This window comes from Flavobacterium nackdongense, from assembly GCF_004355225.1.
Taxonomy (GTDB): domain Bacteria; phylum Bacteroidota; class Bacteroidia; order Flavobacteriales; family Flavobacteriaceae; genus Flavobacterium; species Flavobacterium nackdongense.
This window is the reverse complement of record NZ_CP037933.1, coordinates 222,260-241,431: the sequence shown is the minus strand read 5'-3', so window position 1 is coordinate 241,431 and position 19,172 is coordinate 222,260. Positions and strand designations below refer to the sequence as shown.

Genomic DNA, 19,172 nt, shown 5'->3' with positions numbered 1-19,172 from the left:
AACTTTCACCTTTGGTGAAGTCGTTTGTGCTTTCGAAAACATACAGAGATTGCAATTTCGATAATAAGAAAAGACTCAACACTTAATTTAGCTGCTCTATACTACCTACACTTTTGGACTGCGTTCAGTTCCTCCCTATAGTAAAGAATACTCCGATGCCTTATTTGAAAGTTCGATAAGGTTTTTGACTTTTAATTTCTTCATCAAATTAAAACGATGCACTTCGGCGGTTCGTTTGCTGATGTCTAAGGCTTCCGCAATTTCTTTATTTCCTTTACCAGACAATAACAAACTAAGTATTTCTTTTTCTCTTTTGGTAATCATCATTTCCTCACTAATAGGCTGTTTCGTATCGGAAAAACTAGTAGGATGAGTCAATTGACCTATCAAAATTGAGGAAATATCACCGCTAAAATATTTTCCACCTTCCGCAACAGTATGGACGGCTTTCAGAAATTCTTCCTTACTCGACCCTTTCAACAAATACCCGTCGGCACCTGCTTTGATGGATTTCAAAACGTATTCTTCTGATTCGTGCATCGAAAGCATTACAATTTTCACCAAATTGTTTTGGCTTCTGAGTTTTTCAACTACTTCAATTCCTGTCATATTGGGCATACGAATATCAAGAATTAACAAATCGGGCTGATTGTTTTCGACTGCAATTAATGCCTCTAAACCATCTGTCGCTTCGCCAACAACTTCAATATTGGCTTCGTTTTCTAATAATGATTTGATGCCATCTCTAACAAAAACGTGATCATCTGCCAAAACCACTTTAATTGAATTACTCATAATGTACTTAATTTATGATTTCGTTTTTAAGTATTAAAACCTAATAACTGACGCTAATATACGTAATTTTTTATTAATAAAACAAATTGTAGATATTAAGTGGGGTGATGGATGATGGAGATGGGAGATGGGAGATGGGAGATGGAAGATGGGAGATGGATGATGGGAGATGGATGATGGGAGATGGGAGATGGGAGATGGATGATGGGAGATGGAAGATGGGAGATGGGAGATGGATGATGGATGATGGGAGATGGGAGTTTACAAAAACAACAATAAACAATAAACAACAAACTATAAACCCTTAAATCGGAATATTAAACGTAATTCGGGTGCCTTCGCCCGGGATGGAATTAAAAAACACCCGACCATTGATGTATTGAATTCTTTCCTTCATAAACAGCAAGCCCATTCCGGATTCACTGTTTCTCTTTTTATCCACTGAAGTAACATCAAATCCTTTGCCGTTATCATCGATGATGATGCTCAAAAGTGTGGGACTGTGCGAGAGTTGCACAATAATATGCGAAGAATCGGCATATTTCAAGGCATTATTAATCGCTTCCTGCGTCAATCGATACATATTGATTTCGACTAAGGAGTCCAATCGTTGGTCAAAATCAGTTTTGTTGTAGAACAGAATTTCCTTTCCTGTTAGCTTCGATAATTCTTGCGTCAGTTTGAGCAGCGAGGGAACAATTCCGTGATCGCTCAATTCAGGTGGCATCAAGTTGAAGGTGGCGGTTCGAACTCCTTTGATGATGTCTAGGGACAATTTTTTGAGGTATTCTATTTTTTGTTCTGCCTTGTCTTTGTCTTCTAAATTAATGCTTTCAAGGCTAAATTTCAAACCTGTAAGCATTTGTCCGATGCCATCGTGTATTTCTTTGGCAATTCGATTTTGTTCGTTTTCTTGGTTTTCGACAATCTTACTTGAAATAATTTTTTGCTGATTGAGTTTATCGTCTGTATTTTGTTTATTCAATCGATCGACTTCTTGTTCTGCTTTTTTTCGTTCGGTGATGTCAAAGCAAATCACCAACAATTCCGATTCATCGTTCTTGATGGTCACTGGAACCATCGATAGGTCGAGCCAAATAGATTGCTCGTTTTTGGTCGTAATATTAATCTCGCCCTGCCAGCCGGTTCGCTGTTTTTCGAGAATAATTTGATTGATATAGTTTTGCTCTTTTTCAACCGAAGTTAATGCCTCAGCAAAAGTTTTGTCAGAAATAAACGGATTGTATTGTAACAGTTTGGAGAATTTTTCTCCAATATGAATAATAGCACCATTAGGAGCAACTCGGCAATAGAGCAAGGTGTTTTCCATCGCATAATTTAGCGATTTCAATTCTTTTACCGAATTTTCCTTTGCTTCACTGATGACCTCGGTATCGTGTGCCAGTTTTAACGCTTTCTTTTCTGAAAATAAAAGTTTAGAAATGAGCATTTCTACTTTATTATTCGTTGGTCTGAAAATAAAAAGAAATTCCAAAAGCAAGACCAGCAGTGTGAAAACTAAAATTCCGTACTCGGTTTTACTTTGTAAGGTAACTTTCTCGAGCGCTTCTTGGTCGTATTGCCCGACAATTTGGTTCATTTTTTCGAGAAAAATAGGCTCGTTTTGGAGTATTGTTTGAAGCAACTGTTGGTTTTTTTTCTCCCCAAGTCCAAGTTTTTTATTTTGGAGAAATGCTTCGGCAGCCTTAGCTATAGCATTAAAATTGGGCTGAATTCCTTCAAACAAATTGGAAAGTTCCGCGCTTTTTTCCTTTGGAAACCGCAAGCTGTCATTGCCTTTTTCTAAAGCGTTTTGATTGAATTGCCATAAGGCAAGAATGTCATTGACACGTTCGATTTCTTTGGCATCCCTTTGAACTTTAGGAACGAAATTTAATATTAAAATTTCTTTGGTCAATTTTTGACTGAGCATTCGCTGCTTACCTGAAATATTGATAATTCTAGAATCACTTAATTGATTGTACAGATTGTATTGAATAAGGATTTGGCTCAAAATTACCGTTATAGCAATCGTTAGCAAAGCGAAAATATACAATCGCCTCAACTTTTTGAATTTTACAATATCGACAATCTCTTTGCTTTCGTTTTCCATTACCAACTGGATTTATAGCCCTAGCGCTTCCTTTATCAACTGCAAATTGTCTTGGCTGAAATTGATTTTTAAGGCTTCTTGCTGACCCAATTCGGACATTTTATTCCAAGTTTTTAGAATAATATTTTTCATTTTTTCTCTGTTGTGTTTTTGTACAAAAGGGTCAAAATAGAATTCCAAAAAAACGAGACAAATAACGTCTTCGAGGAGTTGGGTTTCGGTGTCTTTTTTGAGTAATTTTTTTTCGATAAGAAATGAAACTCTGTCAATAAATTCGTCAGAATATCCGGCTTTCGCCAAAATTTGGGCTGTAGTTTGTGCGTGAAATTTTTTCAATTCTTCCCGCCATTTCAAATAACCCACACGATCCATCGGATAAGATTCGCGAGGCATTTTCCAGCGGCAAATGTGTTGCGCTTTGGATGCTATTTGAACTTGTTCTGAAGCGTTTGGACAAAAATCCATCAACCGTTCATACATTCTATTCGAATATAAAAGCTCTTTTGGATGTGCTTTAGATTGGTATATTTCGCTGTTCGGATCTTGAGCATTTTCGGCATCAATCCACGCACTGGCGTTCTGAAATTGTGTCATTAGGATTTGAATTGTTTAAATTCAAAGATACACAATTATTCCAAAAAGCCAACGAATACTTCTTCATCGACTACTTTTACAGGATAAGTGGCAATTGAATATTCTTCGCCATTCAGGTTGGAACCATCCACAAGTGAAAAAGTTTTTTTGTGCATAGGGCAAGCTATTTTGGGTACACCATCAGCAGATCCGGTCATTCCTCTGGACAAAACCATTTCCATTTTATGTGGGCAAGCGTTTTGACACGCATACCATTCGTTTCTTCTTTCGAAGTTAAAAACGGCAATTTGTTTGTTTTTATATTTGATACACCCTCCTCTATTGCTTGGAAAATCTTTTAATGTGCCGGCTTTGAACCAGACTTTAACATCTTCAATTGCAACTGATTGGTATTCGTTTATTAGGTTTTCCATTTTTTAATATATTTTATCTTTCCAATACTCCAACTTCTTATTTAATTGCGAAAGACTATCAAGCCGTTGAAGTAGTTTTGGAAAGAATTTGATTGAATTTAAGTAGTTATCACTGCTTTTTTGTAGCAAGTCAAGTGGATATTTACCAAGGTTTTGGCATTTTTTGATCTCGTAACGGAACGTATTCGATGTTATCGTCTTTGTCGTCAGAATTCACAAAATGGCTGAATCGTTTCATCAATCTTGGTTTTTCGAGCACTTGTTTCCATTCGCATTCGAAGGTTCCAATCAAGGATGCCATTTCCGCTTCTAAAGCTTCGCAGATGCCGATGCGGTCATGAATAATCACTTCTTTCAAATAATCTAAACCTCCGTCGAGCTTTTCTAACCAAGTTGATGTTCTTACCAAAGGCCCGGCAGTACGGATATAGTACATCAGAAAACGATCCATATACTTAAAAACGGTTTCTTTGTCAATTTGTTCTGCTAATAAAACTGCGTGTTTCGGATTGGCACCACCGTTTCCGCAGATGTACAAATTCCAACCGCCTTCGACAGCAATCACTCCAAAATCTTTTCCTCTCGCCTCGGCACATTCGCGAATACAAGCCGAAACCCCGCCTTTTAACTTGTGCGGTGAACGAATGCCCTTGTATCTATTTTCCAATTCGATTGCAAAAGTGGTGCTGTCATCCATACCATAGCGACACCAAGCATTTCCGACGCAACTTTTGACCGCTCGTAACGATTTTCCGTAAGCGTGACCACTTTCGAAACCATTTTCGATAAGAATTCGCCAAATTTCGGGCAAATCACTAACGTGTGCGCCAAATAAATCGACACGTTGTGCTCCTGTAATTTTGGTATATAAATTAAATTGTTGGGCTACTTGACCAATAACGATCAATTTCTCAGGTGTAATCTCGCCAGCAGCTACTCTTGGAACGACAGAATAAGTTCCGTTTCGCTGAATATTGGCCAAAAATCTATCATTAGTATCTTGAGTTGTCACGTGTTTATTGGCCGTATCGTTATAAATACTGGAGAAAATAGAGGCTACAACGGGTTTACACACCTCGCAACCATCGCCACTTCCGTGATGATCGATTACCTCGTAATAATTAGTGTATTTATTGATTTTTACAATATCGAATAATTCTTGTCGGGTAAAATGAAAATGCTCGCAAATACTCTCTTTTATTTCTTTCCCAATTGATTTTTGAGCTGCCTTGACCAAGTCGACCACCATTGGTTTGCAACCTCCGCAACCTGATGTTGCTTTGGTCAATTTGACTACATCAGATAAAGTTTCGCAACTACCATCGGTAATCGCGCAGCAAATACTTCCTTTAGTTACATTCTCACAAGAACAAATTACGGCGGTATCAGGCAAATCCATCGCGCTTCCCATAGTAGAACCTTCACCACCTCTTGAACCTAAAATTAAATCTTCAGGATTTGGAGGTAAGGCCATCGCATTGCTATAAATTTGAAACAATCCATTATAATCGGATGAATCTCCTACCAGAATGCCGCCAAGAAGCGTTTTACCATCTTTGGTTACATTGATTCTTTTGTAAATACCACTGAATTTATTTTCGAAAACGATGGCAACCACATCGTCATTTTCAATAAAAGGATCACCAAAACTGGCTACTTCTACTCCAATTAATTTCAATTGAGTAGACATATCGATGGTTTCTCTCATTGCTTTATCGCCACCCAGAATTTGCTCGGCAGCTACATCGGCCATTTCGTAACCCGGAGCTACAAGACCATAAATCATTTGGTTATACAACGCCACTTCACCAATAGCGTAAATAAAAGGATCTGATGTTTGCATGGTATTATTGACCAGAACACCGCCGCGTTCTCCGACCACTAATCCAGAAACTCTTGCGAGTTCGTCACGCGGTTTTATTCCTGCCGAAATTACCAACATATCTACTTTTAGTAATTCATCATTGGCAAACATCATCCCTTTGATACTATTTTCACCATCGATATATTGGGTTGCTTTGTTGAGGTGAATCCCAATATGGAGTTCCTCAATTTTAGATTGAAGCATATCGCTAGCGCCTTTGTCTAATTGTCTTGGCATCAATCGTGGAGCGAATTCCACAACGTGCGGATTCAACCCCAAGTCACGAACTGCTTTTGCAGCTTCAAGACCAAGTAAACCGCCACCCAATACCGCAGCTTCGGTTGCTCCATTTTGTTTTATTTTTTTGGCGTAGGCCATAATAGCGTCCAAATCCTCGATGGTTCGGTACACAAAAACACCTTCTTTTTCTACTCCAGGAATTGGCGGAACAAAAGCGGAAGAACCCGTGGCCAAAACTAAGTAGTCGTACTTGTACGATTTTTCTAAATGTGTGACAATCGTTTTGTTGACCCTATCGATCTTGAGTACTAATTCTGATGTGTTTAAAATTATATTATTTTCTTCATACCAAGCAGAAGTTGACATAGACAAATCGTCGGCGCTCTTGCCGGCGAAGTATTCGCTCAAATGAACTCGGTCGTAAGCGCGTCTTGGCTCTTCGCCAAATACTGTGATTTGAAATTTTTCTTGACCTGATTTTGCGATAAATTTTTCGCAAAACTTATAGCCTACCATGCCGTTTCCGACTACTATAACTTTAATCATAATATAAAAATTAAGTATTATTACGCAAACATACGTATAAATACTTAATATTGATACTTAATTTAGAAAAAAAACAGGATTTATTTTTAAATAGATCAGTCCATCCGCTGTGATGACAGAAATTTAAGCGGTAATTCAATGGAAAACTTAGTAACAACGTATTACAATACGATATAAACAAAAAAAATCTGCAACAATCTTTACCTCAGATCGTTACAGATTTTCACCTATTATAAATACAAACACCTAACTTCTAGTTTAGTACTGCAAACAGCGCAACTCGAATATCACACCCTACTTCACTCTTTGCGCTCCCATCCACAATAGTACTTATTTCACTGCCTTGCTCCAGTCAAAAAATTGCTGGAATACTTTTCGGATCGCTCCCCCATTCTTTATTGGGATACGCTCCCATTTCTAGTTCTAAAATTCCACCCTTGACAATATCATTATGGGTAAACCAAGGTCCATCTAAAGTTTTTCCGTTCAATTTGGCGCTTTGAATGTATTTGTTGGTTTCGGAGCACTTTGGAGCCGAAATAATGAATTTTTTACCCTCAGGAAGTTGCAAGGTTGATTTGGTGAACCAAGGGCTACCGATAGTGTAAATAGGCAGTCCGGGGGTAATAGGATAAAAACCCATAGCTGAGAAAACCACAAAAGCGGATGTAGCGCCACCATCTTCATCACCAGGCATTCCAAAAATATTGTCTTTGAACCAAGTGTTTAAAAGCATCCTAATTTTTTTTTGGGTTTTCCAAGGGGAGTCTGTAAAATTGTACAAATAAGGAATATGAAAGCTCGGTTGGTTTCCCATAGAAAATTGCCCTACAATGCCTGTAAAATCAGGAAATTTGGCATACAATTCATAATTACTTCTTCCTAAATCTTCTCTAAAAAGCTGATCCAATCTATCTTTGAACACCGTTTTACCTCCCATTAATTTTTGAAGACCAGGAATGTCTTGTTGTACGTTCCACAAATAAGTCCAACCGTTATTTTCATCGTAATAATCACGACCTCCCATTCCACCGTCGAATTTAGGGTCGATATCGATCCAGTTTCCATCTTTATCTTTTGGCATAAAGAATCCTTTTTCTTTCCAATACAAGTTTTTGTAATTTGTAGCTCTTGCCAAGAAATACTGATAATCTTCTTTTTTGCCTAATTCTAATGCCATCTGAGCCAAAGCCCAATCATCATAACTGTGCGCCAAGGTTACCGCGACAGCTTGTCTTTTCTCGAAAGGATGTACCAATGGAACCGTTTCAACTTCGCCCGGACGCAAGGCGGGAAAGTACCCTTTCTCGGCATAAAACTGATCTAATTCGCAAGCGACATCCGAACGCCAAGGCACCATTGTTTGCTGTAAAGCATTCTTTTTCATACCCTCATAGGCCTTTTCGTAATCTATGTTTTTCAGCCCTTTTCGGTAAGCATCCAATACCATAATGGTCGAATGGAATCCATTCATCGGGACGGTCTCGCCGTGCACTTGCGGAAATTGCGGCATCCAGCCCCATTGTTCGAACATTCGAACGTAGGACGAAATCATATCCGATTCCATTTGTGGATTAAAAATAGTTCGAAGTGGATGCACCGCCAAAAAGGTGTCCCAAATAGCATCATCTACATAAAAATTCTTGGAATCTGTATGCACTTTTTTATCATAACTGCTATAATATTTTTGTTCTTCGCTGATGTTGACCATTCGTTCGGAACTACGATATAAAGCGGTGTAAAAGGAACGTTTATTAGCCTCCGTTCCTCCTTCGACCTGAATCAAATTGGTCAAATTTTGCCATTGCTTACGGGCATTCGCTTTAACTTTTTCGAAATCCCAATCGGGAATTTCATTTGATAAATTTCGCTTGGCTTGCTCCAAACTAATATAAGAAATTCCGTATTTCATATTAATTTGTTGCGGTGAAGCATCTGCCCAAGTTAGCCAAGTATTAACCCCCTGTGGACTAACTTTTACTTGACTTAAGGTGGCAGGTACATCTAATTTAACGTAGGCGTAAGCTTTCATTTCTTTGAACACCAAGTCGCCAACCAAATCCCCTTCGGCATTCAACTGCCAATCGGTACCGTTCAAATCTTTGAGGAATACTTTTTTGTCTTTTGCATTTTTATAATTGAATCGATAAAAACCTGCTTTTTCTCCGGGAGCATATTCTAGTGTAATATCAAAATCTTCGAGCCAAGTGGAGTAATAAAACGGTGAAGCTTGCTCTAATTCCTGATCCCAAGCCGAAATGGGCTCTTTGTTAAGAGGTAAATTGCCCGAAACAGGTAAAAAATTAAAAATACCGTCACCTCGATGATTGTAGGCCGTAAGCGGAAAAGACCGGATTTGATCGTCGCGATAATCCTTTCGTTCCGGATTGACTCTCACCATCGCATTGGGAATATGCATTCTTGTTTTGGTGGGCTTCAATAGCGGCGCCACCCCGCCAATTTGCGGATCGATAAACCGTAGCGCATCGTCGTACTGGTATTCCGATTTACAAGAATTGAATAGACCGAAGAATACAAAAAAAACAAATAGAATCTTGTATTTCAATTTTTTATATGATTTATATTAATAGATAGAAAAGGGGCTTTTTCAATTATTGTTTTGAAGGTACTACTGAACTTATTGCATATTGGTTATAAAAAAGCGGTGTGTTTCCCCACAGTGTATTGGGGAGATTTCCCATTGTTAATTCTAAAACACCTCCGTCTTTGATAGCTTCGTGCGAAAACCAAGGATTATTCCATTCCTGACCATTTAATGTCGCCGATTGAATGTATTTGTTTTCCGGCGCATAATTTTTAGCCACTACTTTGAAGGCTTTTCCATTTTCGAATTGCACACTAGAAGATTCAAAGACGGGGCTACCTATAGAATATACAGGAACGCCCGGTGTCACTGGATAAAATCCGAGTTGAGAAAATACTACAAAGGCCGATAATCCGCCGCCGTCTTCATCGCCCGGTACACCCATCAAATCATTACGGAACCATTCGCTCAAAAGTTTGCGGATGTATTTTTGTGTTTTCCAAGGCTGACCGGCATAATTATACAAATAAGGAATATGAAGAGAAGGTTCATTTGCCATAGAAAATTGCCCTACATTTCCGGTGTGATCAGGTAATTGCGCATAGAATTCGAATTTGCTTTTTCCTAATGATTTGGTAAACATCTCGTCTAGATTTTTGACAAACTCCTCATTGCCTCCCATCAAATTGATCAAATCAGGAATGTTGTGTTGCACGTCCCAACGATAAATCCAGCCATTATTTTCGCCAAAATATTTTCTTGCTCCCATTCCGCCCGAAGAAATATAATCAAACGGTTCTATGAATTTTCCATTTTTGTCTTTGGGGTGAAAGAATTTGGTTTCGGAATTGAATAAATTACGGTAATTAAAAGAAGCTTTTCTGAAATAATCCGCTTCCTCTTTCTTGCCTAATTCCTCGGCTATTTGGGACAAACACCACTCATCATAAGAGGTTCCCAAGGTAACTGCCACAGGCTGACGGCTTTCAAAAGGATGTACTTCGGGAACGGTTTCCTCTAGCCCCACTTCTAAGGCAGGGTAATATCCCTTGTTTTTATAAAATACTTCTAATTCTCCAGCAGGTTTTCCCGACCAAGGTGCCAATGTTTTTTCTTCTATTCCGCCTTTGCACGCTTGATACGCTTTGGCAAAATCAAAATTTCGAAGTCCTTTTCGGTACGCGTCAATAATCGAGGCTACTCCGTGATTGGAATTCATCCTGCGGCTGTCACCTGTAATTTCGGGAAAGGTGGGCATCCATAAACGATCCATCTGTTCCGCCATTAGCACAAAAGAATTCAGAACATCTTCTTCTTTTTTGGGCTCTATCAAAGCGCGTAGTGGATGATGTGCACGGTAGGAATCCCAAATCCAATCGTCGGTGTAAAAATTTCGACCTTTGTCTTGGTGAATTTTTTTATCGAAAGCACTATAGTAACGTCCGTCTTCAGAAACGCAAACCGATCGCTCGAAGCAGCGGTAAAGCGAGGTGTAGAACACGGTCTTTTCGTTATAGTCTCCACCCGAAATTTTTATTTTCCCCAAAGATTCGTTCCAGATTTTACGTCCCTCTTGTTGCAATTGAGCAACAGTTTTAGAATTTATTTCACGCTCCAAATTGCGTTTTGCTTGATTGACATCGATAAAAGAAATTCCATATTTTACATTCAATTTTTTCAAGCCAGTAGCATATTTCAGCACTAAATTGGCATTGGCACCCTGAGCAGTTTTTGCTTCTTTCAAGAGGCCTGCGGCTGCATTTAAAACAGTCTGCGGCAGTTTTTCAGGAATTAAATACAAATATACCTTTGTGTCATTTTCCAATAGTTGAAAACCACTAATCGCTGTACCGTTCCAATTCATTTCTCCATTTTTAGAATTGAGAATTAAGTAAACCGCTTCTTCTTTTGAAAATTGCAAATCATAGCAAGCCGATTGGTGGGACAAACCAAAATTGACCATAATTTGCTGCTCGTCTAAATAAACGCCATAGGAATAAGGCGTCAATTTTTCCTGATCATAACAGTAATCAATTACAGGTTTTATGTTTTTTTCATTTCCTTGAAAAGGACTCAGATTAAAAGCTGAACTCCCGCGATGACTCGTTACCACCATAGGAAGACCATTCAACTTAACACTGGTATAATCGCGACGCTCTGGATAAACGCGCAAAAAACTATTGGGCAAATGAATGGTGGGATAGGTCGGCACCAAAAGATGGCTGATGTTTCCCATGTACGGATTTACATAGTCTACAGGATTTTGCACTTCTGATGCTTTGGGATTTTGCTGCGCGTTGCAAATTGAAAAAACTGCAAAGGTCGCCGCTAATACATTTTTCTTGAAATTGATTTTCATTAATTCTATTTTAAATATAGTATTTCATTTATTTTGTGTAAAATTCCAGGTAGAGAACGGCCTTTTATCAAGGTATGTTATTTTTCTTTTCATTAAAATCGATCCTCCAAAAATGGAACCATTTCGGTTAACTTTCCGCTTTTGAAAGTTCCCTCTTTGAGATGTAAATCTACATTCAAAGCCTCGCAGAGGGATTCATTCACTACTAAACTAACTCAATATTATTATTTTTATATTGCAAACTTGTATAACGGAAAACGCCGTCTATTATAGCTATCGCTCGGGTTTGGTTGCACTATAATTTCCTTCGTTATGAAACCATTTTGCCCCTTGTCCTGTGAGCCATAAATAATAATCGGTTGGTAAATCGTCTTCGATACCTACGAATTTTTTTTCTTGAGTCCCGTTTAATGGGACATTTTTCTGATTCAACACTTTGAATATCGCAGTGCCTTCATCTACTTCATCAAACATTGCCACATACAATGCTTGCGCTCCGCCTTGCTTTGCTCCCGCAATTTGTTTCCATAAAAAATCCCCTTTTAACCTAGGAGTCGAATTGTATTGTGAAACATCTTTTTTTAAATTTCCCCAAGAAAATCCCGGAAAAACTAAAGGAACATAATCGACCCCATTGGCCTTGGTCCATTGGATATCCTCTGCAAGGACAGCGGGATTATAACTGTCTATTTTATACCTGCCCACAGCCCAAGGCATTATCATATCACATTTTTTTATGAGTGTGTGCAATTCCGGATTAGTTTGAGTGTCTTTTACCAATGTTCTCCAATAATAAGGAACACCCAATAATACGGATACTCTATTGTTAGGACCTTTCAACTTAGTCACTAAAGCATCGATGTCGGCAATGCTGTATTTTCGTTTGTCATTGAAACCCACCCCCCAAATACTGACCATCGGCTTTCCGTTGTGTCGCAAATAGGTTGGATTTTTACTATTGTTAAATAAATCAAACTGCTTTTGCAATTCTTTAAAATCTTCAGCCACAAAGGCGATATCTTCTTTTTTGCAGCCGCTTAAATCGTACATTATACTAATCGCTCTGTCATATTTTGCAGCAGCTTTAAGCGCATTTTCGAGCACTTTATTAAAATGTCTTTTCCCATTCAACTTCGATCCGTTGATTTCAACAACAAATCGTTGCATGTGCACGCCATCGATGCCGTAATCCTTCATCCATTTGAAATGCAAATCGACCGTCGAGGCATCATAAGGACTATATAGCGAAGCTTTGTCACCGTTGGCAAAAGAAAAAGGTGTTTCGTACTGTTGGATATATTCCCTCATATCGGGCCAAAAATCAATACAAGAACAGCCGGGACCAAAACCACAACTGCCTTTGTAATGATACCAGCCTCTTTGAGAGGCATCGCTCTGGGCGGCAAACCATCCTTGGTAGCCCGCCATCACGAGCCTATCGTAGGATTTGTACAGGCAACCCGATTCGTCATAAATGGTATCTTTCGACGAATTATCAAGTATTGCTGGTACTGAAACATGATCCTTTAGTATGGAAAAAGCAAACAAGGGAAGCATCACCACTATAGAAAGCCGATTTAGTCTCATTGAAAGGTATTTATCACTTTAAAAAAGGAAATTTCTATTGTCGAATTATTGTCTCAAAAAAACTTTAGGATGGATTTAAAAGCCCTAAAATATTCCAACAAAAAGACCATCCTCTATAAATTATAAAGGTTTCATATCGTCTGTAATCAAAATAAAGTAAAAAAAATCCTTTCTTTAATCCCTGAAGCGGATTAGGCTTTTTAGAAAAAAAGAAAGGAACAAAAGAACTTAGAAAGTAAACGAAACTACTTGCGGTGCGTAGTTGGACTTTGTTTCAGGAGCAGCTGTCAAAGCACCTATTCTGAAATAATACGTCCTACCAACAATAATATTAGCATTACCGGCGGTTTCTAGTTCGACGGTATAAATTTGGTCAGGAACAGCCAAAGCATTCAAAGTAACTTCGGTTCTAGAGGTTTGCATAAATTCGCCTACGTTGGGATCTCTGTGCGAATACAGCCCTATTTTCTTGACCAAATCAGCTGTCGTTTGTTCTAACTTGAATGTTGCCACAATCTTAGTTCCCACTTTTTCTATTTTTGGCTCCAAAATTCGTATGTATGGTTTTACTGTAAAATCAAGCATCGTTCTACCTGCAATCTTTACTTCTTGTGGAGCAACTAACTGAAAATTAGTTCGCACTGGTTGAACAGTGTACATGTTTTCAAAAAGACGGCTATTTTCGTATGTGCCATTATTTTTGATAACCAAGTTCTGCGGAGCTACATTGGCATAACCTGCTTCCCGAAGTTCTATAACCGAACCTTGAATAATATCTTGAGGTACTAGTGTCCCATCTTTCTCGTCGATAATTTTACCATATAAACCAGCAGTTGGTTCGTCTAAATTATCCATTTCGCAAGAACTCAAAACGCCTACGAAAATTGTTAATATAAAAATTCTTATATATTTATCCATAATATTAAATTCTTTATTGGGTTAATCTTTTTATTGGTTTAGTATTGTGGATTTTGAATTAATCCGTTAAGCGCCGTTCCTGGAATATCTTTATAGTAATATTTGGTCAAGAACAATTGTGGATTCATATTCAGATTCTCTCTTACAAAAATATATTTATACGGAGCAGTTCCTCTTAAATCAAGCAAAGGTCTTAAAGCTTTTTGTTTCACGTTATTAAACTTTTCGTGGTATTCTCTTCTACGAATCAAGTCCCAGTATTTTTTGTGTTCGAAAGCCATTTCCACAGTTCTTTCTCTTTGCACATTGGTAACAGTCAATGGAATGGCAGTCATAAAAGCGGCTCTTCTTCTAGTCGCATTTAGTGCGGCTGTCGCTTTGGTAACATCACCTAAACCACTTTCGACGACGGCTTCGGCATAATTCAACAGCACTTCGGCGTATCTCATATCCATATAATCGGTAGTACTTGAATTCCAACCATTGATGGTAGGTGTAGTCTTCAAAAACTTTTTGAATGAGAATCCAGTCTTAGTATGATCGGATGCAATTGGCGCAAATCCAGAGTAATTCAATGCATTTGAATCACCGAACACAAAATACTCAGTAGTACCTACTTTTGCACTTCCGGTTAGTACTAATGAACCTGCCGGATTTACCAAACCACCCTGAATATTGATGGTAACATCTTTAAATTTAGAACCTGGTACAATAACTGTGGCAAACATACGAGCATCTTTTCCTGCAAAAATATCTTGTGGATTTGAATACTTGAAGTAGGGTTTCAATTTATTAAAACCATTATAATTATTGATGTCATCTCCAGTAGCGGTTAGAATCGGTGAACTTACACCTGGATTGGCATAGCTTTCGTACAAATCAATAAATTCTAGGGTGGGATTCATCCTTCCTGGACTTGGCCAACCGTTTTTCAATTGATTTGGGCTATACCAAATATCATAGTTATTACCATAATTATTTCCGATAAGAGTACGTCCTTTTACCAATATTGCTTCAGTATTTAACGCAAGGTTTGGGTTTTCGAACATCGACCTATAATTTTCGGTTGCTTCTTCTGGAGTGGCTGGCAATGGTTTGTACAACGAAAATTTGTTAGAATCCATAATGGCATTAGATGCATCAATACATATTTGATAGTAGCCCGCTGCATCGGCAGGATCTAAACCTACTAATTTGGCATCATAAGCAGGACCTGACATCGGATTTTTAGGACCAAACTTTGCAATAGAAGCAGCGAAAAGAGCCGCTCTTGATTTTAAGGCATAAGCTGCCCATTTAGAGGCTTTTCTTTTATTTGGGTCAATATCCAACACTTTGATAGCGGCATCACATTCTGAAAGTACAAAATCCCAAGTTTCTTTCTCTGTATTTCTTGGTACTTTTAGTGCTTCCGAATCGCCGTTATACACTTGCGGCGTTTTGATGATTGGAACACCGCCGTGGCGTATCACCAATCCATAATAAGCAAAAGCCCTAAGAAAGGAAGCCTCACCTAAATAAAGGTCTTTTTGTTGCTGAGAAATATTTAGGGTTGGTACAATTTCCATAAACAAATTGATATCTCGAATCAAGGTATACGCTTCTGACCACCATTTGAATTTATCACCATTGATAAAGCCAGGGGCATTCACGTTGGAATGTGAGGCAATACCAGTAAACATCTCTTCACAAATCCCATTATTATTTGGATTAGAGCCATTGTAATTGAATCCTTGGTTTGGAAAAAAAGTCAAGTCTTCGATAGGAAGGCGATTATAGAGATCGGCCAAATAAAGATTGGTGCTGGCTGGCGTTGCAAATATTTCTTCTGCAGTCAACTTATCTCTTGGTTCCAAATCAAGTGAATTCTCGCATCCTACAAAAACTAAGGCAAAAAGCAGCAGGAAGTATGTTTTTTTAAATGTTTTCATTTTCTTTTAATTTAAATTAGAAACTAATATTAAGTCCGAAATTGTAAGTGGTAGTCAGCGGATAGGTAAAGCCTTCTCCTTCTTGATCTCCATCATCTGTAGTTACTGTTTTTTCAGGATCAAAAGCTTTTACGAAAGGATCACAAAAAGTATATAAGTTAAAACCACTAGCATAAAATCGTAAAGATTTGATACCAATTTGTTTCATGAAGGGTTGATCACCCTCGAAAGTATACCCAATTTCGATATTTTTTAGCCTTACATAACTTGCATCTTTTCTCCAAACAGAACTTTCTTTGTACATTCCTCCTACATCGGCAATAAGTCTTGTAGCAGGCCATTTCCCTGGAATCCATTCGCTAGTAGGATCAAATTGATCAGCTTTATGCCATCTGTCATAGAAATAATCAGGTAAATTACCATTGAATGCCATCACTTGGCCATAAACGCCTGTATATCGTACGGTGTATTGAGCCGCACCTTGGAATAAAACATTAATATCAAAACCTTTGAAAGCAGCATTCATGGTCATACCAAAAAACATTTTTGGCGCTGAATTATAAAAAAGAGGTTTTTGATCTTGCCCATCGATGATACCGTCGTTGTTGATATCTTCGTATTTAAAATCACCAGGAAGTTCACGGTTGATATTTCCAGTAGCACCGTTTTGCAAGGCACCATTCAGAATTTCTTGCTCATTTTGATAATAGCCATCGTAAGTGTAGGCCCATTGAAGGTCATTCCATCTGTATCCTTTTTGATTGGTGTAGCGTTGCATACTGTTGTTGAATGCTTCTCCTTCGCGGTGTAAATTTTTGGTACGAGAATAGGTAAAATTGCCCGAAACATCATATTTGAAAGCTCGACCATGGTTTTTGTAACCAATTTCGAACTCAAAACCCTGGGTACGATTGCTATTTAAGTTTTCTTGCGGCAATGTTCCACCGTAAGTATTAGGAAGACCCACACTTAAGTTGGCTGGAATACCTTCGACCAAACGATCAAAGACATCCGCTGTAAAAGTGAACTTGTTTTGCCAGAATCCCAAATCGATACCAAAATCGGTAGTGGTGGCAGTTTGCCAAGTCAGGTTTGGATTGGCAGGCACTGGAGTCGAAACCCCATTGGTAATCAAATCATTAGAAAACTCCCAAGAACCTCCAGATCCAATGGTGTACCCATCTATGTACTGAAAGGCATTTCCGGCAGGTTGCGCCGTGGTACCATAAGAAGCACGTAATTTCAAATTAGACATTACACTTACATTATTTTTTAGGAAATTTTCTTTTGAAACTATCCAGCCCACAGATCCCATAGGATAAAAACCCCATCTGTTTTCTGGTGAATATCGGTAAGAGCCCATGTAGCGTCCGGCCAATTCTAATAAATACTTCCCTTTAAAATCATAATTTACACGACCAAGATAAGACAAATCGGCAGATTCAGAGCGAAGTCCATCAGTTTCCTGATTGAGTGCATCTCCGTAACGAATTTCATCTTTGGTATAAACCGTTGCATATAATTTTTTGATGGATACAAATTGCCCATTGCCTTGATTTGATTCAATGACACCTACAGCACTTAGATTGTGATTCTCGCCTAAATCAGGCTTATAAGTCAAAAAGCCTTGTAAACTAAGACTGTTACTATTAGTGGTTCTGTAGGAAATATTACCAGTACCATTACGCATAATTACCGGTTTATAAATACCTAAAACTTGATCATAACTATATAAAGTGTAAGACTTTGATAAATTATTGGATTCAAAATTATTGGCATCATATGAAGCCATCCCTTTCAAAGACATTCCTTTCAGGAAAGGAAAATGGTAGTCCAAAGAAAGTGAGGTTTGTAAGTTTCTAGTTACCTCATCTACATATCCTGTAATATCTCTATCGGCTAACACCATTGGATTTTGATTACCAGGCAAAACAATGCTTGGATAAAGTGGATTATTGTTTGCGTAAGGTCTATCGGTTGGAACACTGGAACGAGTACCTTTGAAAATATTGAAAAAACTATCTCCTGGTTGGGTTCTATTATCATAGCGTCCTCCGATTAAAAGTTGAGCCTCAACATTTTTAGTCAGTTTGGCGGTTAAATTTGATCGTAGGTTATAACGTTGATACCCCATGTCATTGCTTTTAAGCAATCCTTCCTCATTTACATAACCAAGACCTATAAAATAACTCACATCGTCTGACGCTCCTGAAGCCGAAAGATTATGTTGTGTTTGCATAGCGGTTTTCTTGATGGCAACATCATACCAATCGGTACTTTCAAAACCTGGAACCTCATTTACATATTTATCAATTTGCTCTTGGGTGTAGAAAGGGACACCACCAATTACTCTGTTGATTTGAGTGTCATTGAACAATTCAGCATATTGGCCCGCATTGGCCATTCTAGGAATGTCGGTTGGTGAAATAAATCCTGTAACCGAACTGTATTCGAAAACTGGTTTTCCTTTTTTTCCTTTTTTGGTAGTTACCAAAATAACTCCATTGGCAGCACCTAAACCATAAATCGCAGCCGAAGCATCTTTCAGGACCGAAATACTTTCGATATCGTTTGCATTCAAACGTTGAAATTCGCTACCATCCCCTCTGCGGACCCCGTCAATAATATACATTGGAGAACCAAATCCTCTAATATTGATCGAATTGTCAAATACCCCCGGTTGCCCAGAATTTTGACGAATGTTAAGTCCCGCTACTTTTCCTTGTAATTTCTGAGCCATACTCGCACTCGTTGTGGTTTGAATTGCAGCTGTTGTAATATTCGAAACGGCCCCCGTCAAGGTTTCTTTCTTTTGCTTTCCATACCCAACAACCACTACTTCAGACAAACTCTTCGTTTCGAGTGTTAAGGTTACATTGACCACTGACTTTCCTGAAATGTCTTTTTCCTGTTTCAAAAAACCAATACTACTAAATTGCAAGATGCTTACATTTGTAGGAACGGTGATTTCATATTTACCGTCAAAATCTGTAGTAGTGGCTTTGGTGGTGTTTTTTACCAAAACAGAAACCCCTGGTATAGGTACATTGGCCTCGTCGAGCACAGTTCCTACTATTTTGCGGCTGGTTGCGCCTTTAGTCTGTGCCGATAAATTGGTTAAACTAAGTAAGAGTAGCAAACTAAAGACGGTGGCTAACCATTTTATCGTTGCAAACTCTTGGTTTTGGTTGATTGTCTTTTTCATAAATTTAAATTCAAAATGTGATTAGTTTATAATTTGGATTTGTTGTTCTTGAGGCAGCCCCT

At 38.4% G+C, this 19,172-nt stretch carries 12 protein-coding genes; 1 reads left to right on the top strand and 11 read right to left on the bottom strand.

All coding sequences use genetic code 11. From position 1 onward, the window contains the following. Window positions 1-135: 135 nt before the first annotated feature. Complete coding sequence (locus E1750_RS00990) at window positions 136-795, bottom strand: response regulator transcription factor (RefSeq protein ID WP_133274962.1); 660 nt, start codon at window positions 793-795, stop codon at window positions 136-138. 107 nt (window positions 796-902) lie between these two features. Between E1750_RS00990 and E1750_RS00985 the strand changes: the two genes are divergently transcribed. After that, complete coding sequence (locus E1750_RS00985; RefSeq protein WP_133274961.1) at window positions 903-1,103, top strand: YXWGXW repeat-containing protein; 201 nt, start codon at window positions 903-905, stop codon at window positions 1,101-1,103. Here E1750_RS00985 and E1750_RS00980 read toward each other — a convergent pair. The 10 genes from E1750_RS00980 to E1750_RS00935 form a co-directional block, all read right to left on the bottom strand. Beyond that, complete coding sequence (locus tag E1750_RS00980) at window positions 1,100-2,908, bottom strand: sensor histidine kinase (RefSeq protein ID WP_133274960.1); 1,809 nt, start codon at window positions 2,906-2,908, stop codon at window positions 1,100-1,102. The two genes, E1750_RS00985 and E1750_RS00980, sit on opposite strands and share 4 nt — an antisense overlap. A gap of 12 nt (window positions 2,909-2,920) precedes the next feature. After that, window positions 2,921-3,502 carry a DUF4202 domain-containing protein gene (locus E1750_RS00975; RefSeq protein WP_133274959.1) on the bottom strand — a complete coding sequence of 194 codons (582 nt, stop codon included), beginning with the start codon at window positions 3,500-3,502 and terminating at the stop codon, window positions 2,921-2,923. A 35-nt stretch (window positions 3,503-3,537) separates the two neighbouring features. Beyond that, window positions 3,538-3,915, bottom strand: a complete 378-nt coding sequence (gene nirD / locus E1750_RS00970; protein WP_133274958.1) for a nitrite reductase small subunit NirD — start codon at window positions 3,913-3,915, stop codon at window positions 3,538-3,540. A gap of 142 nt (window positions 3,916-4,057) precedes the next feature. Continuing rightward, the gene (gene nirB / locus E1750_RS00965) at window positions 4,058-6,565 is read right to left on the bottom strand and encodes a nitrite reductase large subunit NirB (protein WP_133274957.1); all 2,508 of its coding nucleotides are present in this window, start codon (window positions 6,563-6,565) and stop codon (window positions 4,058-4,060) included. A 352-nt stretch (window positions 6,566-6,917) separates the two neighbouring features. Continuing rightward, the gene (locus E1750_RS00960; RefSeq protein WP_133274956.1) at window positions 6,918-9,131 is read right to left on the bottom strand and encodes a GH92 family glycosyl hydrolase; all 2,214 of its coding nucleotides are present in this window, start codon (window positions 9,129-9,131) and stop codon (window positions 6,918-6,920) included. A 46-nt stretch (window positions 9,132-9,177) separates the two neighbouring features. Further along, window positions 9,178-11,469: a GH92 family glycosyl hydrolase gene (locus E1750_RS00955; RefSeq protein ID WP_133274955.1), complete on the bottom strand. Its 2,292-nt coding sequence runs from the start codon at window positions 11,467-11,469 to the stop codon at window positions 9,178-9,180. 273 nt (window positions 11,470-11,742) lie between these two features. Then, window positions 11,743-13,056, bottom strand: coding sequence for a glycoside hydrolase family 71/99-like protein (locus tag E1750_RS00950; protein WP_133274954.1), 1,314 nt, complete (start codon window positions 13,054-13,056; stop codon window positions 11,743-11,745). A gap of 228 nt (window positions 13,057-13,284) precedes the next feature. Continuing rightward, complete coding sequence (locus E1750_RS00945; protein ID WP_133274953.1) at window positions 13,285-13,974, bottom strand: DUF3823 domain-containing protein; 690 nt, start codon at window positions 13,972-13,974, stop codon at window positions 13,285-13,287. Window positions 13,975-14,012: 38 nt separating this feature from the next. Beyond that, window positions 14,013-15,905, bottom strand: a complete 1,893-nt coding sequence (locus E1750_RS00940) for a RagB/SusD family nutrient uptake outer membrane protein (protein WP_133274952.1) — start codon at window positions 15,903-15,905, stop codon at window positions 14,013-14,015. Between the two features lie 16 nt (window positions 15,906-15,921). Further along, window positions 15,922-19,110 carry a SusC/RagA family TonB-linked outer membrane protein gene (locus E1750_RS00935; RefSeq protein WP_133274951.1) on the bottom strand — a complete coding sequence of 1,063 codons (3,189 nt, stop codon included), beginning with the start codon at window positions 19,108-19,110 and terminating at the stop codon, window positions 15,922-15,924. Window positions 19,111-19,172 lie beyond the last annotated feature (62 nt).